This is a genomic window from Pseudomonas sp. ERMR1:02 (assembly GCF_002277815.1).
Classification (GTDB): Bacteria; Pseudomonadota; Gammaproteobacteria; order Pseudomonadales; family Pseudomonadaceae; genus Aquipseudomonas.
On sequence record NZ_NKJI01000021.1, the window covers coordinates 15,924 to 37,014 of the forward strand.

The 21,091-nt window shown below is 60.7% G+C and carries 14 protein-coding genes and 3 pseudogenes; 5 read left to right on the plus strand and 12 right to left on the minus strand.

Annotated features, from left to right (window positions below):
• Positions 1-53: 53 nt before the first annotated feature.
• Positions 54-974, plus strand: a complete 921-nt coding sequence (gene feaR, locus CES87_RS26540) for a transcriptional regulator FeaR (protein WP_128608440.1) — start codon at positions 54-56, stop codon at positions 972-974.
• A 155-nt stretch (positions 975-1,129) separates the two neighbouring features.
• Here the strand turns inward: feaR and CES87_RS26545 are convergent, their stop codons facing one another.
• Entirely contained in the window at positions 1,130-1,759 is a 630-nt protein-coding gene (locus tag CES87_RS26545; RefSeq protein ID WP_128608441.1) for a response regulator transcription factor, read from the minus strand.
• Between the two features lie 236 nt (positions 1,760-1,995).
• Here CES87_RS26545 and hpaC point away from each other — a divergent pair, with 236 nt between their 5' ends.
• Positions 1,996-2,508 (plus strand): 4-hydroxyphenylacetate 3-monooxygenase, reductase component, encoded by a 513-nt coding sequence (gene hpaC / locus CES87_RS26550; protein WP_128608442.1) that lies wholly within the window; start codon positions 1,996-1,998, stop codon positions 2,506-2,508.
• 704 nt (positions 2,509-3,212) lie between these two features.
• On the opposite strand, the gene CES87_RS26560 is transcribed toward hpaC, so the two are convergent.
• The 3 genes from CES87_RS26560 to CES87_RS26570 are packed head-to-tail and all read right to left on the minus strand — an operon-like array spanning position 3,213 to position 6,819.
• Complete coding sequence (locus CES87_RS26560) at positions 3,213-4,226, minus strand: phosphotransferase enzyme family protein (protein ID WP_128608443.1); 1,014 nt, start codon at positions 4,224-4,226, stop codon at positions 3,213-3,215.
• A gap of 9 nt (positions 4,227-4,235) precedes the next feature.
• Complete coding sequence (locus tag CES87_RS26565; protein ID WP_128608444.1) at positions 4,236-5,513, minus strand: aspartate aminotransferase family protein; 1,278 nt, start codon at positions 5,511-5,513, stop codon at positions 4,236-4,238.
• Positions 5,506-6,819, minus strand: a complete 1,314-nt coding sequence (locus CES87_RS26570) for an amino acid permease (RefSeq protein WP_128608445.1) — start codon at positions 6,817-6,819, stop codon at positions 5,506-5,508. Before CES87_RS26570 ends, CES87_RS26565 begins: the two co-directional genes overlap by 8 nt.
• Positions 6,820-7,090: 271 nt before the next feature.
• Between CES87_RS26570 and CES87_RS26575 the strand changes: the two genes are divergently transcribed.
• Positions 7,091-8,242 carry a hypothetical protein gene (locus CES87_RS26575; RefSeq protein WP_128608446.1) on the plus strand — a complete coding sequence of 384 codons (1,152 nt, stop codon included), beginning with the start codon at positions 7,091-7,093 and terminating at the stop codon, positions 8,240-8,242.
• 261 nt (positions 8,243-8,503) lie between these two features.
• Here CES87_RS26575 and CES87_RS34585 read toward each other — a convergent pair whose 3' ends face one another.
• From CES87_RS34585 to CES87_RS26585, 3 genes and pseudogenes are all read right to left on the minus strand, one after another.
• A complete protein-coding gene (locus CES87_RS34585) occupies positions 8,504-9,334 on the minus strand; it encodes a methyl-accepting chemotaxis protein (protein ID WP_371858268.1) in 831 nt (276 codons plus the stop codon).
• Positions 9,335-9,358: 24 nt separating this feature from the next.
• Positions 9,359-10,642: pseudogene (locus tag CES87_RS34590) on the minus strand (HAMP domain-containing protein); the annotation flags it as partial.
• A 151-nt stretch (positions 10,643-10,793) separates the two neighbouring features.
• A complete protein-coding gene (locus CES87_RS26585; protein WP_128608448.1) occupies positions 10,794-12,116 on the minus strand; it encodes a hypothetical protein in 1,323 nt (440 codons plus the stop codon).
• A gap of 418 nt (positions 12,117-12,534) precedes the next feature.
• Here CES87_RS26585 and CES87_RS26590 point away from each other — a divergent pair, with 418 nt between their 5' ends.
• Positions 12,535-12,924 (plus strand): cytochrome c family protein, encoded by a 390-nt coding sequence (locus tag CES87_RS26590; protein ID WP_128608449.1) that lies wholly within the window; start codon positions 12,535-12,537, stop codon positions 12,922-12,924.
• Between the two features lie 151 nt (positions 12,925-13,075).
• The gene (locus tag CES87_RS26595; protein WP_128608450.1) at positions 13,076-14,566 is read left to right on the plus strand and encodes an aldehyde dehydrogenase family protein; all 1,491 of its coding nucleotides are present in this window, start codon (positions 13,076-13,078) and stop codon (positions 14,564-14,566) included.
• Positions 14,567-14,707: 141 nt separating this feature from the next.
• Here the strand turns inward: CES87_RS26595 and CES87_RS26600 are convergent.
• The 5 genes and pseudogenes from CES87_RS26600 to CES87_RS26625 form a co-directional block, all read right to left on the minus strand.
• A pseudogene (locus CES87_RS26600) lies at positions 14,708-17,091 on the minus strand (DUF3772 domain-containing protein).
• 219 nt (positions 17,092-17,310) lie between these two features.
• A pseudogene (locus CES87_RS26605) lies at positions 17,311-18,737 on the minus strand (heavy metal sensor histidine kinase).
• Positions 18,734-19,405, minus strand: coding sequence for a heavy metal response regulator transcription factor (locus tag CES87_RS26610; protein ID WP_128608451.1), 672 nt, complete (start codon positions 19,403-19,405; stop codon positions 18,734-18,736). Before CES87_RS26610 ends, CES87_RS26605 begins: the two are co-directional and overlap by 4 nt.
• A 112-nt stretch (positions 19,406-19,517) precedes the next feature.
• A complete protein-coding gene (locus tag CES87_RS26615; protein ID WP_128608452.1) occupies positions 19,518-19,775 on the minus strand; it encodes a DUF2790 domain-containing protein in 258 nt (85 codons plus the stop codon).
• Positions 19,776-20,097: 322 nt separating this feature from the next.
• On the minus strand, positions 20,098-20,973 hold the full coding sequence (locus CES87_RS26625) for a LysR substrate-binding domain-containing protein (RefSeq protein ID WP_128608454.1): 876 nt from the start codon (positions 20,971-20,973) through the stop codon (positions 20,098-20,100).
• Between the last annotated feature and the right edge of the window lie 118 nt (positions 20,974-21,091).

Consider the following 21,091-nt stretch of genomic DNA (forward strand, 5'->3'; position numbering starts at 1 on the left):
GCTCGACGAAGCGGCCGAAAAATAACAACAAAAACACGTGAGGCTATGCGGACATGATTACAGCATCGGCGGTGCGCAATGAGGCCTTCGAAAGTTGGCTGAGCCAGGTTAACCAGGCTTGCGGGCGATTCGACGCACGCGCGCTGGATACCGATTTCTATGGCGAACTGGCGGAGTTTCGCAGCGGCGCGATCAAGCTCAGTGTGGTCGACATGGCACACGTGCACCTGTACCGCAGCAGCAAGGATGTCAGCGTCAGCAGCGACGGCCATTTCTACGCGGTGTTCCAGATGCGCGGCAGTTCGCAGCTGGAGCAGGGCGACAACCGTGCGCTACTGGGCTGTGGCGACATCGCCCTGATAGACGCCAGCCGCCCGAGCGACATGACCTACAACGACGATTCCCGACAGTTGTCGCTGATCCTGCCACGTCAGGTGGTCGAGCGTGGCTCGCACTTCACGGCGGTCAATTGCGCCACGCGCATCGGCGCCAATAGCCCGCTGGCGGCGATGGCCAACAGGCTGGTGCTGGAAACCCGTCAGCAAGAAGGGCTGGAGATGCAGGAAAGCGAAGCCGTGCTCGACGCATTGGTCAGCCTGCTGTTGCCGGGTGTCAGCGCCCGCGACAACGGTGGCGATGCCCACGAACGGCAGTTTCGCAAGATCATCGCGTTCATCGACGAACGCATCAGCGAAGAAGAACTCTGCCCCGAGCTGATTGCTCGCGAGGTAGGGGTTTCGGTGCGTGGGTTGTACCGGATGTTTTCCAAGCGTGGGCTGGTGGTGGCGCAGTACATCAAGCACCGTCGCCTGGACTTCTGCGCGCAAAACCTGCGCCGCTCGGATGTCGAGCAGAAGCTGTCGGCGCTGTGTTACGCCTGGGGCTTCTCCGATTCCAGCTACTTCTCCTCGGCGTTCAAATCGCGCTTTGGTGTGTCGCCGGGTGCGTATCGCAAGCGTTATAGCCAGAATTGATATTGAAAGTGCTGGCCTCTTCGCGGGCAAGCCTCGCTCCTACAGGGATCTTCAGTGAACACAACATTTGTGTATGGCACTGATCCCTGTAGGAGCGAGGCTTGCCCGCGAAGGCGCCTCAAGATCCCTGAAGAGCTAGACCTCTAGCAGCCCTCTCAATGCCGCACCGGCTCTTCAGCCGGCAAATGCAAGACCTCGCGCACCAGCATCGCGATGCTGGTCACGCCCATCTTTTCCTTGATCTTGGTGCGGTGCACATCAACGGTTTTCACGCTGATATTCAGCTCCCGGGCGATCACCTTGCTGGCCTTGCCATCGATCACCAGCATCAACACCTCGCGCTCGCGGCTGGTCAGCAGGGCCAGTTTGCCTTGCAGGTTCTGGCGCTGCTCCTGATCGGCCTGGGCGTGCACCGCGGTCTTAAGCGCTGCCTGGATGCGGTCGATCATCTGCTGCGGGTTGTAGGGCTTCTCGACGAAGTCCAGCGCGCCGTTCTTCATCGCCGTCACCGACATCGGAATATCGCCATGGGCCGAGACAAAAATGGTCGGCAAGGTGCTGCCGCGCTGGTTGAGGATTTCCTGCAACTGGAAACCGCTGGTTTCCGGCATGCGCACGTCCAGCACCAGGCAGGCCGGTTGCTTGGGATCGTATTGACTGAGGAACTCTTCGGCGCCGGCAAAGCACTGCGCCTGCACGCTGACCGACTCCAGCAACCAGGCCAGCGAAGTGCGCAGGTCTTTGTCGTCGTCAACGATGTAAACAATCGGTTTGCGGGTTTGCATCAGGGGCTGCCACGAAAATTTCTAATTGTTGTTTTCGCGCGCGAGCACGCGCGGCTGACTAGCAGAATACCCACTGCGGCGGGCCCTTGCGATAAAGAAACCACCTAGTCGACTAGCGGAAAGCCTACCTCGGCGTGGGGATCGTCAGAATGGTTGCGCGCAGCGTGGGGCCTTAGTCTTGTTCCATCACCTACGGGCCGCATCAAAGCGGTCCTCCTGAAGGAAGGGGCATCGACATGGCCGACCTGAGCCAGCAGCAAATCGACTTTCGCAACGCCATGGCGCAACTGCCGGCCGCGGTGAACATCATCACCACCAACGGCCCTGGCGGTCGTTGCGGCATCACCGCCAGCGCCGTGTGCTCGGTAACTGACTCGCCGCCCACCGTGCTGGTGTGCGTCAACCGCAACAGCGCCACCCACGACGTGTTCCGCACCAACGGCCGGCTGTGCGTCAACGTGCTGTGCGGCGAGCAGGAAGAACTGGCCCGTCACTTCGCCGGCATGACCAAAGTGCCTATGGCCGAACGCTTTGCCTGGGACCTGTGGGACGAGGGTGCTGCTGATGTGCCGGTGCTGCGCGATGCACTGGTGCAGCTGGAAGGGCGGATCAGCGAGTGCAAGGAAGTGGGTTCGCATTCGGTGATGTTTGTGGAACTTACGAAGGTTGGGGTGCGCGAGCCACGCGATAGCCTGGTGTATTTCAATCGGTTGTTTCATCGGCTGGAGCATGCAAGCGCGGTCTGCTGAACCCACCCCCTGTTGATCGATCCCACGCTCTGCGTGGGAATGCAGCCCGGGACGCTCCGCGTCCCAAATCAAGAGCCGAACGCAGAGCGTCCGTTGAGGCATTCCCACGCGGAGCATGGGAACGATCAGTGGTGAGGCTGCGGTTGAGGGTGGAACTCTTTACTACTGGAGAAATTCCCGAACCAACCCCGCAAGCTGATCGTTCCCACGCTCTGCGTGGGAATGCAGCCCGGGACGCTCCGCGTCCCAAATCAAAAGCCGAACGCAGAGCGTCCGTTGAGGCATTCCCACGCGGAGCATGGGAACGATCAGTGGTGAGGCAGCGGTTGAGGGTGGAACTCTTTATTGCTGGAGAAATTCCGAACCAACCCGCAAGCTGATCGTTCCCACGCTCCGCGTGGGAATGCAGCCCGGGACGCTCCGCGTCCCAAATCAAAAGCCGAACGCAGAGCTTCCGTTGAGGCATTCCCACGCAGAGCATGGGAACGATCAGTGGTGAGGCAGCGGTTGAGGGTGGAGCTCTTTACTGCTGGAGAAATTCCGAACCAACCCGCAAGCTGATCGTTCCCACGCTCCGCGTGGGAATGCAACCCGGGACGCTCCGCGTCCCAAATCAAGAGCCGAACGCAGAGCGTCCGTTGAGGCATTCCCACGCAGAGCATGGGAACGATCAGTGGTGAGGCAGCGGTTGAGGGTGGAACTCTTTACTGCTGTAGGTATTCCCCAGCCAACCTGCAAGCCCGCTCAATCAGCATCGGTGCCATTTCAATCGCTGTTTGCGTGCCCTGGCGGGTATGAATCCAGCCCAGGTACGTGGTACCGCGCAGCATCAAAAACAGCGCCAGCGTCTGCCGATCCGCCTCGGTCAGCGGCTTGACTGCGTGGTAACCCTCAAGCAGTGCAGCCTTGATCTGCTCATAACGCGGGTCATCCAGGCAGAAGTACAGCGCAGTGGCCAACTCGAACATGTGCCAGCCAAAACCGGCGTCGTCGAAGTCGATCAGGCGCAGCTGAGGGCCTTCGATCAGCAGGTTCTCCGGCACCAGGTCGGCGTGGATCATGCCGAAGTTGTGCAGGTGCCGGCCGTATTGACGCAAGTCCCGTCGCGCCTGGCGTCGAGCCTGTAGCAGCAGGTCCCGCTGGTTGTCGCTGAGTTGGTCCAGTTCCCAGAAACGTCCCCAGAATGGATTCGCTCCAATCAAGCCTTCCTCATCCCAGGCATGCCGGATGAATTCGTCCGGCTGTTGCCACTGTGCCGAATGCAGGTGAATGCGCGCCGCAATCGCCCCGGCCTCGTTGAACAGAAAATCGATTTCGGTATCGGCCTGCACCCCGGCCTCGGAGGTGCCCGCCGTCGCGCCCGGTAACCAGGCGAGCATATCGACATGGCGCTCGCCGACCTCGGCGTGGCGCACCTCAATCAAATGCCGCAGGTCCCGGGCGCGGATGATTTGCGGCACGGTAATCCCGGCGCTTTCCAGCGCCTCCATCCATTGCAGTTCCGAGCGCAGCGCCGCTTCGCAGTGATAGCCGTTGCGATGGATGCGCAGGGCCACGCGCTGGCCATCGTGACGGCGGGCGGAGAACACGGCGTTCTCGCGGAATTTGACCAGTTCGATGTCTGCGAAATCGCCTTCCCAGTGTTGCAGGGCGTGGCGTGCCAGATCGTGCAAACGAGCGATCTGCTGGTCATGGCTCAAAGCGTGAAATTCAGTCATGGCAGATCCTCAAATTGCACTCAGTGCCTGGTCCAGGGAGTCGACAAACAGGTCGGCGTGTTCACGGCCGAACACCAGCGGCGGCCGCAGTTTGAGAATGTTATCGCCGGCGCCGATCTTGCTGATCAGCACACCGTTGTCGCGCATGTCGTTGACCACCTTGCGCGCCTCCAGCCCGGCCGGTTCCTTGCTGGCGTGGTCGCGCACCAGTTCCATGGCAAAGAACAAGCCTTTGCCGCGCACATCGCCAATGATCGAATGCTTCTCCGCCAGCACCTGAAGGCGTTGTTGTACGTAGGCGCCGACGTCTTGCGCATTGCGCAGAAGTTGCCTTTCTTCAATTTCGTCCAGCACCGCCATGCCCACCGCTGCCGCCACCGGCGAGCCGCCGAAGGTGTTGAAGTACATGGCGTTGCGGCCGAACGATTCGACCAGCGCCTTGTGGGTGATCAACCCGGCCAGCGGATAACCGTTACCCATGGGTTTGCCGAGGGTGACGATGTCCGGCGTCACACCATGGGCCTGATGCCCCCACAGATGCTCGCCGGTACGGCCGAAACCGGACTGCACTTCGTCAGCGATGAACAGACCGCCAGCCGCGCGGATCAGCTCTGCGGCTTTGGCGACGAAACTGGCCGGCACCCGCGGCAAGCCTTCATTGGCGAACAAAGTGTCGATCAACAGCGCCGCCGGACGAACCCCCTGGGCCTGCATCGAGGCGATTGCGGCGGCGACATTGGCTGCGTACTCCTGCGCCAGTTGCGCTTCGCTGGTGCCCGCCGGTGCCCGGTACAGGCACGGAATCGGCACGGCACGGGCGTGGGCGGCGAAAGGTTCCGGCGAGGGCAGGGCGGTGGTCACCTCGGCCAGCGACGCCGAGTTGCCGTGGTAGTTGTAGTCACTGACGATGATCCCGGTGCCACCGCTGGCGAAACGCGCCAGGCGCAGCGCCAGTTCATTGGCTTCGGTGCCGGTGCAGGTGAACATTGCAGTGTCCAGCGGCTGGGCGAAGGTCGCTGTCAGGCGCTCGGCGTAGCGCACCACTTGCTCATCGAGATAGCGGGTGTGGATGTTCAGCGTGGACGCCTGGCGGTGCATCGCCTCGACCACATGCGGGTTGCAGTGACCGACGCAAGGCACGTTGTTGTACACGTCCAGATAGCGGCGACCATCGACGTCGAACAACCAGACGCCTTCGCCGCGCACAAGGTGCAAGGGTTTGTCGTAGAACAGCGGTGAAGCGCTCCCGAGTACGCGGTGGCGGCGTTGCAGGAGAGTGTCAGGCATGGTCTGGAGCCTCGATGATGGAGGTGCGGCGAGTGCGCAGGAGGAAGTTGAAAATGCACAGGGCGAAGGTCACGCCGAGGGCGATCAGCATCGTCAGGTCAAGCTGGAAGCAGGCGGCGACCACCACCAGCGTCAGGGTCAGACCCAGCCAGGCGACCACTTTTCCGCCGATCAGGCGGAAAGGACGTGGCAGGTCGGGCTGGCTGCTTTTGATGCGCAGGTACGCACCGAAAATGAACAGGTAGCAAACGTTGAGCAGCAGCACGACTGCGAGCATCACCGTGGCCGGGTCAATAGCGGACAACGGCAGGCCGATGGCGCCGATCAGCAGCAGTGCCGGGTACGGCGTACCGCGTTTTCCGGTCTTGCCCAGCCATTGCGGAAACAGGCCGTCGCGAGCCATGGCGAACAGTTGCCGGGACGCCGCATAGACCAGCGAGAAGAAGGTGGCGATCAAACCGAACACGCCACCGCAGCCAATCACCTTGGCCAGCCACGAGCCTTCACCGAAGGCGCTGTTGCTGGACATCGCGGCGTACAGCGGGTCGCCTGCGCTGCCCACCAGTTCAACACCACCGGCGCCCGGCGCACACACCAGTACCACTAAGGCGGTGACCAACAAGGTGCCAATTGCAGCCAAAATGCCGCGCGGCATGGTGCGGCCCGGGTTCTCGGCTTCTTCCGCCGCCGAGCCTGTTTGCTCGACGGTGATGAACAGCCAGATCGCGAACGGCACGCAGGCGAAGATGCCACCGAGGCTGACGGGGGTGGCGACATTGGCCGGCAACGCCAGCAAGTTGGCCAGTTCGACATGGGGCGCCATGGCCACGCCGAAAGTCAGCAGTGCGACGACGGCGATCACGCCGGCAATGAACGTCAGGCCCATGGCCTCACCGACGCCGCGCAGGTGGATGCCGACGATGATGACGAAGAGCGCGATTTTCACTGGCCAGCCACCGAAGCCGAAGATCGACTCGGTGTAGGCGCAAATGAACGTCGCCGCCGCGCCGGTGCCGATGGTCAACGCCAGCGCACAGGCGACGCCCACCAGATAACCCACGAACGGCCCAAACGCGCTCTGTGCATAGACAAACACACCGCCAGCACTGGGTAGCGCCGTGGACAATTCCGCCACACACAACGCCAGGCCTCCGCAGAGCAGCGCCATCAACAAAGTGGCGATCAGCATGTTCAACCAGCCACCGGCCGCCAGCCCAAAGTTCCAGCCGGAAAACTGCCCGGCCACCACCAACGCAATTCCAAGGCCGGCAATCTTTGGCCAGCCCAGCGCACTTTTCTTGAGCACAGAAGTCTCCCGCGGCCCGAAGGCCGATTTATTGTTTTAGTGAGAAATGGAGGGGGTTCAGCGTTGCTTTGCGCTTCGATACTACGCGCGGGGCGCGGCGGGGCATGTTTGTGTGCATGCCATGTGGTTGGTTGTGGGTGCCAAGTTGAGCCCTTGACCCCGTAGGAGCGAGCTGTCAGCTCGTTCTGATTTTTCTAGCGCTACGGCTTTACATGCCAACGGCTGTGTACTGTGTCGACATCGTATTTTCTGGATTCAGGTGAGGAAGAATATGGACACATCTTCAACGAAAGAGATAACAGACAGTGCACTGGATCAAGCTCTGTTACTGGCTGATCTAACTGAGGCCGCGGCTCCTGATCACGCCGTTCGGTTACTGTTGAAGGAGGTTCTTCAGGGATTGACTGATAGAGGTTGGCCGCATGCCCAAATTCAGTCTGGGCCGCGAGTTGTATCCGCTGAAGAAAATTACGGTTTGCTCGGTTATGACCCATCAGAAGTTACGCTTGGGAGCGCACACACGCGCTGGGTCGACGAGTTTTCATTGTTGCGAACGCAAACCACCAGTCAAATTCCAGCCGCGCTTCAACGTGCAGCTAAGGTACGACAAGCGGGAGAGACGATATTGTTAGCCGCACCCGGTATTACCTTTCGCCGCGATAGCCGGGACCGTTGGCATTGTGCGGAACCGCATCAAATGGATATCTGGGTGCTAGGTGATCCAGAGTTGGCGACGCATGATCACTTGTTGCGTTTAGTCGGCGATATCCTCAAATCAGCCGTGCCTGATAAATCCTGGATCTACAGTGATAGCCCGCATCACTACACGGAGGGCGGGATCGAAGTTAATGTGTTGAATGACGGCGCCGCAGTTGAGGTGCTGGAGTGCGGGCGAATTGCGAGATCCTTGTTGGAGCGGTTGAAGATAGATCCCGTGCTTCATGGAGGGCTGGCGTTAGGAATGGGGTTGGATCGCCTGACCATGCTGCGCAAGGGAATCCCGGATATTCGCTTGTTACGAGACCAGAACGAACGAGTGCAGGCGCAGATGCATGATTTGAACCCATGGACTGCTGTATCACGGCTGCCTTCCATTGCTCGTGATATTTCCTTGGCTATTGCGCCGGGTTTAAGCGAAGAGGTATTGACCGAAAGGATGTTGTTAGCTGCTGGCGATTGTTCTGACTGGATTGAAGAGATGGAGATCAAGGGGCGTTGGCAGTGCTCAGAATTGCCCGTGCAGGCAATTGAGCGCCTTGGGCTTTTGCCCGGTCAGGAAAATGTGCTTCTGCGCGTTGTACTGCGTGATTGTTCGCGCTCGATTACTACTGCTGAGGCGAATGCGCTGTATGCGCGAATTCAGGCGGCCCTACATGAAGGTGCGCCAGGCGCGGGTTACAGGATGGATCAACCCGACGCGTAACCTCAAAAATTGATCTTGAATTGTGCTGACCCCCGTTGCCTGCAAGCGCCTAAGGAGGATCTACAGCGAACACAGCGTTTGTGTACGACAACGATCCACCGTAGGAGCGAGGCTTGCCCGCGAAGGCGGTATGTCTGGCACCAAAGAGGCTTGATGTGCTGGCCTCTTCGCGGGCAAGCCTCGCTCCTACAGCGGCCTCAACGTCGATTAACTGTAGGAGCTAGCCTGCTCGCGATGGCGGTCCATCAGCCACCAGCACCCTCAGAGCCGAAAACTCCCCACCAACTGATTCAACCGCCCAGCTTGCTGCTCCAGCGCAGTACACGCCCGCAACGTCGATTGCAGGTTTTCCACGCCTTGCTGGTTGAGGGTGTTGATTTGCGTGATGTCGACGTTCAAGGCCTCGACCACGGCGGTTTGTTCTTCGGTGGCGGCGGCAACCGACTGGTTGACGTTGTCGATCTCGCCGATGCGCTGGGTCACGCTGCCCAAGCGGGTGCCGGCGAGGTTGGCGATGTTGACGCTTTGTTCGCTGTGTTGCTGGCTCTCGGTCATGGTGGTGACCGAATTGCGGGCGCCCACTTGCAGTTCCTCGATCATCTGCTGGATCTCCAGCGCCGAGGCCTGCGTGCGCCCGGCCAGGCTGCGCACCTCGTCGGCCACCACCGCGAATCCACGACCGGCTTCACCGGCCCTGGCTGCTTCGATGGCGGCGTTGAGCGCTAGCAGGTTGGTCTGCTGGGAGATGCCCTTGATCACTTCGAGGATCTGCCCGATGTTCACGGTCTTGTCGTTGAGTACTTCGATGTTGGCGCACGATGCGCTGATCTTGCCGGACAGTTCGTTCATCACCTCAATCGTGCGCTGCACCACCTGGCGACCGTCTTCGGCTTGTTGCCGGGCGGCGGAGGCCTGATGGGAAGCATCGCTGGCGTTATGAGCAATCTCCTGAGCAGCAGCGCCCAACTGGTTGATCGCGGCGGCCACGCTGTTGGTGCGGGCGGATTGATCGTCGAAATTGCTCAGCGATGAGTTGGATGCGTCCAATACGCGGCGTGCGCCTTGGTTGACGCCAAGAGCTGCCGACGACACCTCGCGTATCGACTGATGGATGCGCTCGACAAACCGGTTGAATGCCGTCGCCAACTGCCCGATTTCATCCCGCGACTGTACTTGTAGGCGCCGCGTCAGGTCACCTTCGCCGAGGGAAATATCCTCCATGACCCGCGTCAGCACTTGCAGTGGCCGGGTGATGCGCTGCGCGGTGTACCAAATCAGCAGCAGTCCGAGCAGGGCCGAGCCGCCACCGAGCAGCAGTTCCAGCGCGGTGCTTTGCACGCCTTGGGCGTCGAGTTCCTTTTGCAGCGTGGTGACCGGTGCCAGCAGCACCTCCTGCGGCACGCCCACCAGCACACCCCAGGGCGTGGCGCCGGCAATCGGTGCCAGCGGTTCGAGGACTTTGATCTGCTGCGGATCGACAAACACCTTCGATTGGCCTTGGCCCAAACCCCGACGCAGCGCGTCCATCACCTCGGCGCTGTCCATCGGCTGGCCGAGCCGACTGACGTCCTGACTGTTGGCGGAGATCACGCCACGGGGGCTGACGATGCTGATCTGGCCATGGCCATCGAACAGTTGCAGCGCACTGGCTTCACTGTTCTTTTGCAGTGCGGCGAGGTTGATGTCGAGGCCGACAACGGCGATGACTTTGCCGTTTTCCAGCAGCGGGAAAGCGACGCTGGTGACCAGTTTGCGACTGCCGGACGCCTCGTCGAAGTAGGGCTCCAGCACGCAGGCCTGACGGGTGTCGCGGGCGCAGGTGTAGAAGGCGTTGTACGGCGCGCCGCTCGGTCCCGGCTCGGTGTTTTTGAGAAGGCCTTCGTCGCCGATCACCGCCTGTAGTTCACCGGGTTTGCTCTGTACCCAATACAGCGAGAAGCGTCCGGTTTCGTTGCTGCCAAGGTCTGCCTTGTCGGCGAAGCTTGCGTCGGCACCGTCCAGCGCATCGGGTTCAAAAATGACGTAAAGCCCGAGCAGGTCGGGCTTGTCGATCAGGGCCTGATGAAGCTGGGTACTGAGCTCCTGGCGCAGTTGTTGGCGGGTCAGCGTCCCCTGGTGCTGGAGTTGTCGCAGATAGAGTAAGTATCGCGATAACCCCTGGCCGAATTCGTGGGTCTGCATGAAGGTGCGTTGCACCTGCATCGCCTGCACTTTGCCCAACGCCTGCATGTGTTCCTTGCCCGCATCGGCGAGCATTTCGCTGCTGGCCTGCGCCACTTGCTGGCTGCTTTTATGCGTCTGATAAAGCGACAGACTCATCAGCAGCCCTACCACCAACAGCAGGCAGAGACCGGCGAGCAGGGCGATCTTGCTCTGGATCGTCAGAAATTTTTTCTGCATGGGAAATGCCTTTTTCCTGGAAGCGAACCCGATCCCTGTAGGAGCGAGCTTGCTCGCGATGGACGTCAACGATGACGCGTGCTGTCTGAATGAACGCGTTGCCCAGACATTTTTCGCGAGCAGGCTCGCTCCTACAGGGTTTGCGTGGGACTTAGAAAGTCGTGGCGAACACCACCTGGCTGTAGAGGTTCTTGTCGTTGTTGCCCAACTGGGTACCACCCTGATCAGCGCTCTTGTCCGGCTGGAACAGGCCGATCAGCGGCATGATGGTCAGGTGGTCGTTAACGTGCCATTCGGCATACAGGTCCGTTTCGTGGCCATCGGTATTGCCCAGATCGCGGTCGATGGTGTCGTAGTTGAAGTGCATCAAACCCACGTTCAGGTTCTCCAGCGGCGCGACGCTGAACTTGACTTGCTGGATGCGCGAGTTGGAGTTGAAAGGACCGGCATAGTTGCCCGCCACCTCACCCTGGAACCAAGTGCCGAAGCCACGGCTGAAACCGTAGAACAGCGTGTCGTAGTTTTCAGAGAAACGGCTGTAGCGGTAGCTGACATACGGCGACCAGGCCACGTTGGAGAAGGTCCAGCCAGCTTCCAGGTACCAGGCGTCTTCGTTGGAGGTGTGAGGTTTGTCCTGCTTGGCGTATTCGCCGGAGAGGAACAAATCTTTCACCCCGGCGTTGCCGGTGGCGCGCAGGCTGTAGGTCTTCATGCCGTCGCGTTCAAGCTGAATCGGCGAGGCGAATTGCTCGTCGACGTTGGTGGTGTCGATATAGGTCAGGCCGACCGTACCGGCCTCGGACACGTGCTCCAGGGTGCCGACGTACATTTCGGTCTTGGCCTGGGCGCGGTTGTCGGATTTCAACCACATCAGGTCGCCACGCCAGCCTTCCTTGCCGCCGATGCGCAACACGGCGGTCTCGTCGAAGGCCTTGCGCGCAGCCAGCCAGTAGGCGCCGCCACGGTTGAACTCACCGTCGGCCAGGCCTTTGCCCATGTTCAGCGCGTCGCCATCAATCAGGAAACCGTCGCCGACCACAATGTTCTGGCGGCCGAAGGACAGGTCGATGCCGTCCTTGCCCAGCACCGGGAATAGGTCGGATGAGCGCCAGCCGAGGTACGCATCTTCAAATTTGGTGGTGCGTTCCGTGCCGTCGCTGAAGCCCGCAGCATCGCCATCGCCCCTGGTCCCGGAGCTGAGCAGATTCGCCGCGCCGTAAGTGGTACCGGCACCGGCCAGGCCCTTGTCGAAGGCCAGGCCGTACTTGATGTAACCCTCGCGCCACGACGACGAACCTTCGTCGAGACGACCCGACAGGGCGTAGTTTTCCTGGCTGTGGAAAATGCCGAAAACCGCTTCCAGCGTGGCGTTCAGATGAGTGTCGCTGTCGGAGTAGAGTTCGTAGGCTCCGGCCTGCCCGGCGCTGATCATCAGCGCGAGCGTGGAAAGTCGAAGCAAGGGGGACTTGAGCATGGCATGACATCCGTTTTTGTTCTTAGGCGCAGGTTTGCGGTCTTTTTAGATACTAAGGAACGGTTTGCATCTGCCCTTTTGCGTGGTTGCCAATTAGTTGGTTGTGCATGCCAGATTGCATGGCAGGGTGATGGCGCCCACCATTCTGTAGGAGCGAGCATGCTCGCGATGGACGTCAACGATTACGCGGGGCATTCAGGACCCCCGTGTTTTCGTTAACGATCATCGCGAGCGTGCTCGCTCCTACAGAGGATGTGTGATTTGGCAGAACCGCCAACACAACTGGCACGCAGGGCAAACCCTGCATTTCACCGACGACCGACAATCCTTGCCAACCTGCCAGGGCACCGTTGCCCTGGCGCTTTCTGTGTTGGCGTTCGTTTGTTTGCGAGCGCGTGGATTTTCAAGGTCGTTTCCTATGTTTACCGCCCTGCGTTTGCCCCTCTTAGGATTGTTGTCTTTCACCTTGGCGCAAGCCGCCGTGGCGGCCGATTGCGCACCGGTTCAGAGCCGTGGCGCCGAAGTGTTCGCCAATGAATGCGGGGTCTGCCATTCGGTGAGCAAGGGCATGGCCGGGATGATGGGGCCGAACCTGGCGGGTGTGGTCGGGCGCAAGTCCGGTTCGCTGGAAGGCTTCAACTATTCCCAGGCGATGCGCACCAAAAACATTGACTGGCAAGCCGAGAACATCGAGCAACTGATCACTCAACCCCAGGCCTATGTGCCCGGCACCTACATGCCCTACATGGGCCTGGCCTCCGCCGACGATCGTCAGGCGGTCGTGTGCTACCTCAAAGAACAACACTAAGCGGCCGGTTTACGGCTGACACACGCGCTTGACCAACCAACCCCTGTAGGAGCTGGCTTGCCAGCGAAGGCAATTTTGAGTCTTGCACCTCCCGAAGGGACGCTTTCGCCAGCAAGCCGGCTCCTACATTTGAATGAACGAAAGGTGATTTATGAGCAACGTTGAAATTCTGCCGCAGGTTGCTGCATTCCTCGAACGCCGTCACGGCTGCTTTATCGATGGTCAGTGGGTGTTTGCCGAAGGCGAAAGCATTGCCGTGGTCAACCCGGCCACCGGGCAGACCCTGTGCGAAACCCTGGATGCGCCGCTGGAAATCGTCGAGCGCGCTGTGCAGTCGTCGCACAAAGCGTTCAAGTCCGGCGTCTGGTCCGCGCTGCGTCCAGCCGACCGCGAACGCATCCTGCTCAATTTCACCCGCCTGGTGGAAGAGCACGCCGAAGAGCTGGCGCAACTGGAAACCCTGAGCCAGGGCAAGTCGATCAATATGGCCCGTGCGCTGGATTTGAACGCGACCGTGGAGTTCATGCGCTACATGTCCGGCTGGGCGACCAAGATCGAAGGGCAGACCTTCGATGTGTCGATTCCGCTGCCGCCTGGCGCGAAATTCACCGCATTCACCAAGCGTGAGCCGGTAGGTGTGGTGGTCGGTATCGTGCCGTGGAATTTCCCGCTGCTGATCGCCGCGTGGAAGCTGATGCCAGCACTGGCAACCGGTTGCACGGTGATCATCAAACCAGCGATGGAAACCCCGTTGACCGCCATGCGTCTGGCCGAACTGGCTCTCGAAGCGGGCATTCCGGCGGGCGTGTTCAACGTCGTTACTGGCGGCGGTGCTTCGGTTGGCGGCGTGCTGACCCAACACCCGCTGGTGAGCAAAGTGTCCTTTACCGGTTCCACCGCCGTGGGCAAAAGCGTCGGCGTGGCGTGCATGGAAAACATGACGCGCTTCTCGCTGGAACTGGGCGGCAAGAACCCGATGATCGTGCTCGCCGATGCCGACATCGAAAAAGCCGTTCAAGGCGCGATTCTCGGTGGCCTGCTGAACAACGGCCAGGTCTGCGCCGCAGCGTCGCGCTTCTATGTGCACCGCTCGATCCACGACCAATTCGTTGAAGCGCTGGCGGCGGCGGTATCGGCCATGCCGATCGGTGCCGGCATGAACTGTGAAGCGGCGATCAACCCGCTGGTGTCGCGCAAGCAACAGCAGAGCGTACTCAAGCACATCGAACTGGCCCGCCGCGAAGGCGCGCGGGTGGTGGCCGGTGGTGAGTTGCTGGAAGGCGACGGCTTCTTCGTGCAACCGACGATCCTCGCCGATATCGACCACAGCATGGCCGTGGCCCGCGAAGAAGTGTTCGGTCCGGTGCTGGGCGTGATGCCGTTCGACGATGAGGACGCGGTAATCGCCCTGGCCAACGACAACCGCTATGGCCTGGCCGCCAGCCTGTGGACCAACGACCTGAGCAAGGCGATGAACCTGGTGCCACGCATCGAAGCCGGCACGGTGTGGGTCAACGCCCACGTGCTACTCGACCCGGCGATGCCGTTCGGTGGGGTCAAGCAATCGGGCATGGGCCGCGAGTTTGGTCGCGCGGTGATCGAGGCTTACACCGAGCTCAAGTCGGTGTGCATCGCCCACTGAGTTGAGTGACCTGTAGGAGCGAGCTTGCTCGCGAAAAATGTCTGGGCAACGCGCTCATTAAGACAGCACGCGTTATCGTTGACGTCCATCGCGAGCAAGCTCGCTCCTACAGGGGATCGCAGAAAGCGCCAGGGATTTGCATCACGCCGCAGGCGGTGGTTTCGCCAGTTCAATGCCGGCGGCACCCAGCCGCTTGAGGATTTCAAACAGCAGCTCGCTCTTGATCGCACCGACCGTGCGCGGGCTGTCGACATAACCGGTGATGGTCAAGGTGATGCCTTCGGGTTTGAGTTGGCTGAAACGCACGTACGGAGCCGGTTTATCGAGGATGGATTCGTGCTCGGTGTAGGTGTCGAACAGCAGGTTGCGTACTTGCTCCGGGTCAATGTCCAGCGGGAACATCAGTTCGAGTGTCGCCACCCCTTGGGCGCTGCCGCCGAGGGTGACGTTGCGCAGGTTCTGCGAGATCAGTTGCGAGTTGGGCACGATGACGATCGAGCGGTCGGCCAGTTGAATTTCGGTGGCCCGCACGTTAATCCGGCGGATGTCGCCCTCCACTCCGCTGATACTGATCAGGTCGCCGACTTTCACTGGGCGTTCGGTCAGCAGGATCAGGCCGGAGACGAAGTTCTTGACGATCTCTTGCAAGCCGAAACCGATCCCACCGACAAGGCACTGACGATCCAGGCCAGATTGGTCCATTTCACCCCCAGCGATGACAGCGCGAGCAGGATGACCAGCGCATAGCCGATATTGGCGAACAACGTGCTGAGCGAGGCACACATGCCAGGGTCCATTTCCGTTTTCGGCAGGAACTCGTTGTCCAGCCAGCGCCTCAACGCGCGGATCAGGTAGATACCGAGGAACAGGGCGAACACAGCGTGCAGCAGGTTCCCCGGGACTATGTTCAGTTTGCGCAGCCCGTCGCCGCCGAGGATGGCCAGGATGTTGGTGGCCAGTTGTCCGAGCGTCGATCCAAATCCACCCACCAACAGCGTGATGAAACCGATCAGTAACAGTGCGGCTCGACCGACGCCGGACAAAATGATCGAAATCTGCTCCAGGCGCGCATCGCCAATGCCCAGCGACTGTTTGAGGGCCTTGCCGGTGGAGTGTCGGGGTGAAAACAGGTATTCGCAGCCATCCTTGAGCAGCTGGATCAGCAGATAGAAGCCGGAAAAGATGATGAACAGCCAGACCAGCTCGTAAGTGATGAAGCGCGACATCGACACGTAGCCAATCAGCAACGCCAGTAGGGAAATCACCACCGCAACGCTGGCAAAAGCATAAATCACGCCGGCCAGCGTCGTGCCCGCTTCGGCAACAGCACCGGTCGCGACCAGCGCCCGCCGGGTTTTACTGACGCGCAACAGTAGCGCACCGATCATCCCTGAAATGACCAATGCGACGAAACCCCTGACCGGGATCACGACCTGGGAGCTCATGCCAATGGCATTGGTCATCTGCGCCACCGCCACCAGAACCAGCAGCACCCAGGCCAGGCGGATGGGGAAGGGCTTGATCGCCAGAGCCACCGGGTCGGCAATCGCCGGCAGCCGCCACGAAGGGTGTTGCGTGGACAGGAGTGCGCGGCTCAACCCGGTGATCAGCACGCAGGTATAAACAATCTTTTCAAAGTCCTGAGAAAACCCCGCCAGTTGCGGCGTCAACGGCAGTTGGCGCGTGATGGCAAAAACAGCAGATGCAAGGCAAACCAGGCCGCCAGGACAGTGGCGAGAACCGAAGCCAAGGCAAGAGAACTGCGCCGCAATCGACCTTCGGGCATGCGATGAATGCACAGCCAGGTCAGCCCGCGCTCAGCCAGGCTGCGCCCGGCAAACCAAAGGACCAGGGCCAGCGCAAGCAAGACACTGGTGTAGAGGCGCTGACCCGGTTGCCAGGCCGCGTCGAGCGTGGCGTTAATCTGTTGGATGAATGCACTCAGGCGTTCCCGGTCGTCCGCTGGCGGATTGAACAGTGGCGTCCAGAACCAAGGGTTCAGGATGCTGTGGGTCTGCTGGGTCACTTCGGTTTCCAGCAGGCTGCGGCGGATGGCGGAATTTGGGTCAGCAGCTCGGCGGCACTGGTTTTGAGCGCTGCCAGGGTCTTGAGTTTGTTATCGATCTGATTCTTTTGCTCGATGAGAGCAACCCTTTGCAAGGCAATATCGGACTTCTCCTGTGCAGCCTCGCCAGCGGGTGCAGGGCCCAGCACGCCCAACTGCGCCTGCAATTGAGCCTGTTCGGGCAACAGCAATGCCGACTGACCAGCGATTTCCTGTATCAGCGCCAGAAGCAGATCCTGCGGGCTCCCAGCTGACTGTAATTGCTGGCCTGGGAAATCTGCTGCTTGAGGCTGTTGAGCTGGTTGAGCAGCGCGTCAAGATCGCTATCGGTAATGCTTGCGGAAGCGGGCGTGACGCTGACGGCAGGGGAGGTGGGTATTGGCGCCGCCGACAGCATTGCGCCGCTCGGCCCGAACAGCGTCAAAACGATGAAAATCACTGACCTCAATGCATTGCACATAGGCGTGCTCGACGGGTTGTTAGTTACTCAGCCTATGAGGTTAGGTCATGACTCGCGTTGTCGAGGGTTTTTGGTCGGTTTACTGGCCATTACTGATCGTTCCCACGCTCTGCGTGGGAATGCAGCCCGGGACGCTCTGCGTCCCAAGAGCCGAACGCGGAGCGTCCGTTGAGGCGTTACCACGCAGAGCGTGGGAACGATCAAGCAGGAGGACAAGCATCATTCGCCTGGTCGGCGTGCCGGGAAAAACAGCTCGAAGCAGGTAACCCCTCGGCACTGCTGACGCTATACGCGCCGTTGTGCAGCTGCATGATCGTCGCCACGATCGACAGGCCCAGGCCGTTGGATTGAGCCGAGCGTTCACGGGACTGATCGACGCGGTAGAAGCGTTCGAACAGCCTGGGCAGGTGTTCGGCGGGGATGGTCTGGCCGTGGTTGCGGACCAGCAAACGGATGCCGTCGGCTGCCGGCGTGGCACAGATGTACAACTCGGAGCAGGGCGCACCGTACTTGATTGCGTTGGCACACAGGTTGGCCATGGCACGGCGCAGCAGCATCGGTTCGGCCCAGATCATCCCGCTGCCCTGGGCATCGATGCGGATTCCGGCATCCGCCGCGAGCCCTTCGAAGTAGTCGGCCATGCGTTCCATTTCATCGGCGGCGTCCAGTTCCTGGCGTTGGCGCAGAGCACTGGCCGGGTCGGTTCTGGCCAGAAACAGCATGTTGTCGAGCATCCGCGCCAGACGCTCCAGTTCCTCGACGTTGGAAGCGAGCAGTTGTTGATAGGCTTCGACGCTGCGGTTCTGCTGCAAGGCGACCTGGGTTTCTCCGAGCAGGTTGTTGATCGGCGTGCGCAACTCATGGGCCATGTCAGTCGAAACCTGACCCAACTGCACGAAGCCCTTGCCCAGGCGGTCGAGCATGGCGTTGAACGCATCGATCATCGGCAACAACTCCCGCGGCGCACCCAGGCTGTCGAGGCGTTCGTTAAGGTTGCCGACGCCGATGCCCTGGGCATGCCGGGCCAGACGGCGCACGGGCAGCAGGCCGCGATCCACCAGCACATAGCCGGAGAGCGCCAGCAGAATCGCCGCCACACTGGCGAACAGGTAGACGTTGAGCCTGTAACTTGCGAGCACTGCGGTGCGCTCTGTCATCAGGCGGGCGGCGAGCACTTGCAGCTTGCCCTGATCACCGGAGTCGATGGTTGCCGCCAGGGCCGAAAACGGCACGCCATTGAACGTGGGCAAATGCTGAACATCGCCGAGGGTCAGGGGGTGATCGAGGGGCATCGGCGGCAAGGCCGGCATTTGCAGGTTGCCGGGGTTGACCACCAGCAACGGTGGCTCTCCCGGGGCGCCGATGGTCAGCAGCGCTTCGCGGTTGCCTAGCATGTTCTGAAACAGCGCCGGTTTGGTGCGGATCAGTTCCACGGTGTTGCTGTCATTAAGAAAGGTGCGCAGCTGGTCGATGCGGGTCACCAGCGCAGCATCGTCACGGCGGATCAGCTCGCGCTCCAGATCGTGGTACAACGCCACGCCCAACACCGCCAGCGATACAAATGCCAGCAGCGCAAACACCAGGGCCAGACGCAGTGTCAGAGAGTGACGCCAACCGGCTGCCCGGTTCAAGAGGCGCGCGCTCATGGCTGGGTATCGAAGCGGTAGCCGATACCGCGCACGCTGTGGATCAACTTGAGCTGGAACGGGTCGTCGATTTTCAGCCGCAGACGGCGAACCGCGACATCCACCACGTTGGTGTCACTGTCGAAATTCATGTCCCAGACCCGTGACGCGATCATCGAGCGCGACAGCACCTGGCCCTGATGCGTGGCGAACAGGTGCAACAGGGCGAACTCCTTGTTGGTCAGGGTGATGCGAATGCCGGCGCGGGTGACGCGGCGTTTGAGCACATCGATCTGCAGGTCTTCGATCTGCAGTTGCTCTTCTTCCCGGATCGGGCCACGGCGGGTCAATGTGCGCAGGCGGGCCACCAGTTCGGCGAAAGAAAATGGCTTGATCAGGTAATCGTCGGCGCCCAGTTCCAGGCCCTTGATGCGGTCGGCGATGTCGTCGCGGGCGGTGAGGAACAGCACCGGCGTATCGGCTTCCTTGCGCAGGCGGCGCAGGACTTCCCAGCCGTCCATTTTCGGCATCATCACGTCCAGCACGATCACATCGAAAGCGTGCTCCAGGGCCAGGTGCAAGCCATCGACGCCGTCGCGGGCCAGGCTCACGGTGTAGCCGAGCTCCTGCAGGCCGTTGAGCAGGTAGTTACCGGCCTTTGGTTCGTCTTCGACTACGAGGATGTTCATGGGGTTCTGCCAGGTGTGGGGTCAGCAAAATCGCTTCCGCGCAGGCGGGCTACAGCGGCCTGCCGGTGCCGCCAGTGTAGCCCGATCATCCGCCGGTACGCAGGGATGACGATCAATGTTCGTTGGTGCAACCGCTGCCCTGAACCATATAGTCCAGCTCATGCTGGCGGCCCTGGTGGTCGAGGTAGTTCAGTTGCGCGGGGACGATGCCGCATTGTTGCGAAATGTCGGTTTGGCCCACGACTTTGGCCACGTCGAGGTGGACGAAGGCCGCGTCCTTGTCGTGGATGACAGGGGCGGTGCTTTGTGTATCGGCAAACGCCGAGCTGGTGGCGAGGAGGGCGGCGAAACCGAGGAGATACAGTTTCATGATGAGTCTCTCTGTTCAGGTCTGTCGGCGGGGTGCCTGGCAGTGAGTTCAGGTTACCCAGGCGATCCGGACAGCTGACCGACAACTCGATTACAAAGCTGTAATGAATGGGACCCCTGTAGGAGCGAGCTCTGCTCGCGATGGTCATGAACGATAACGCGGGAAACCTGATGCCCAGCGGTGCCTTTGGGTTTTTCGCGAGCAGAGCTCGCTCCTACAATGGATTGGTGGTGGCCGCCGTGCTCGCGACGGTCGTGAACGATGACGCGGGAAACCTGATGCCCAGCGGTGCCTGTGGGTTTTTCGCGAGCAGAGCTCGCTCCTACAGAGGTGTGGTCTGTCCGGCAAACCACTGCATGACCAACTCGCACGCCGGGTGCGACGCCGCTGAAGGTTGCAGGCACAGCGAATAAATCCCCCGGGTTTTCAACGGCTGGCCGAATGGGATGTGCAATACACCACGCTCAATCGACTCGCCCGCCAGGGTCATGTCGGTCATGGCCACGCCCAGTCCCCGCGCCGCGGCATCCAGTGCCAGTTCGTCGAGGTTGAAGGGAATGTGTCGAAACTCCTCCAGCGACTTGCCGCCATTGGCGGACAGCCAATGCTTCCAGTCATTCCTGTCTGCCGAGCGGTGCAGCAGGGCGAAGCTCGCAAGATCTTCCAGCGACGCCAACGCAAGGCTTGGCGCACACACCGGCACCAGCGCTTCTTCGAACAAGGTCAGGCAATCCGCCGCGCTGGACGGCTCGGGCAGATAGAGGATGTAGGCGTCGCTGTCGCTGGCCGGTTCCACCACCTCCGTAGCCACGGTTTCGATCGCCAGGGAAACCTCCGGGTGATGGCGGTAAAAGTCGCTGAGTTTGGGCAGCAACCAACGCACCGCCAGCGACACGTGCATGCGGATGCGGAACGGACGTTTCTGCGGGGCGATCCGGTCTTCCAGGGTTTTCAGTTGTTCGAGGATATTGCGCGCACTGGCCAGTACCTGTTCGCCCTCGGGCGTCAGGCGAAGGCTACGGCTGCTGCGCACAAACATCGAAACGCCGAAGTGACTTTCCAGTTGCTGAATCTTGCGGCTCACCGCGCTTTGGGTCAGGCACAGCGTTAGCGCCGCCTGGGTGAAGCTGCCCGAATCAGCGACCTCGACCAGCGCCTGCAAGCCCTGGAGCGAGGGAACGTGGCGAATTTTATCCATGCGTTTTCAGAATACCTGAATGATTTAATAACGTTGGTTGTAGTCAGGAAGACCCTTTAGATTCTAGCCATAGCCGCCGTCATCTCAAACCACTCATGCGATTGGTGCATACAGATTA

What these genes read in the sequence shown, in the direction of transcription:
- feaR (WP_128608440.1), top strand. Translation starts at nt 54, where the DNA reads ATGATTACAGCATCGGCGGTGCGCAATGAGGCCTTCGAAAGTTGGCTG.
- CES87_RS26545 (WP_128608441.1), bottom strand. Translation starts at nt 1,759, where the DNA reads ATGCAAACCCGCAAACCGATTGTTTACATCGTTGACGACGACAAAGAC.
- hpaC (WP_128608442.1), top strand. Translation starts at nt 1,996, where the DNA reads ATGGCCGACCTGAGCCAGCAGCAAATCGACTTTCGCAACGCCATGGCG.
- CES87_RS26560 (WP_128608443.1), bottom strand. Translation starts at nt 4,226, where the DNA reads ATGACTGAATTTCACGCTTTGAGCCATGACCAGCAGATCGCTCGTTTG.
- CES87_RS26565 (WP_128608444.1), bottom strand. Translation starts at nt 5,513, where the DNA reads ATGCCTGACACTCTCCTGCAACGCCGCCACCGCGTACTCGGGAGCGCT.
- CES87_RS26575 (WP_128608446.1), top strand. Translation starts at nt 7,091, where the DNA reads ATGGACACATCTTCAACGAAAGAGATAACAGACAGTGCACTGGATCAA.
- CES87_RS26585 (WP_128608448.1), bottom strand. Translation starts at nt 12,116, where the DNA reads ATGCTCAAGTCCCCCTTGCTTCGACTTTCCACGCTCGCGCTGATGATC.
- CES87_RS26590 (WP_128608449.1), top strand. Translation starts at nt 12,535, where the DNA reads ATGTTTACCGCCCTGCGTTTGCCCCTCTTAGGATTGTTGTCTTTCACC.
- CES87_RS26595 (WP_128608450.1), top strand. Translation starts at nt 13,076, where the DNA reads ATGAGCAACGTTGAAATTCTGCCGCAGGTTGCTGCATTCCTCGAACGC.
- CES87_RS26610 (WP_128608451.1), bottom strand. Translation starts at nt 19,405, where the DNA reads ATGAACATCCTCGTAGTCGAAGACGAACCAAAGGCCGGTAACTACCTG.
- CES87_RS26615 (WP_128608452.1), bottom strand. Translation starts at nt 19,775, where the DNA reads ATGAAACTGTATCTCCTCGGTTTCGCCGCCCTCCTCGCCACCAGCTCG.
- CES87_RS26625 (WP_128608454.1), bottom strand. Translation starts at nt 20,973, where the DNA reads ATGGATAAAATTCGCCACGTTCCCTCGCTCCAGGGCTTGCAGGCGCTG.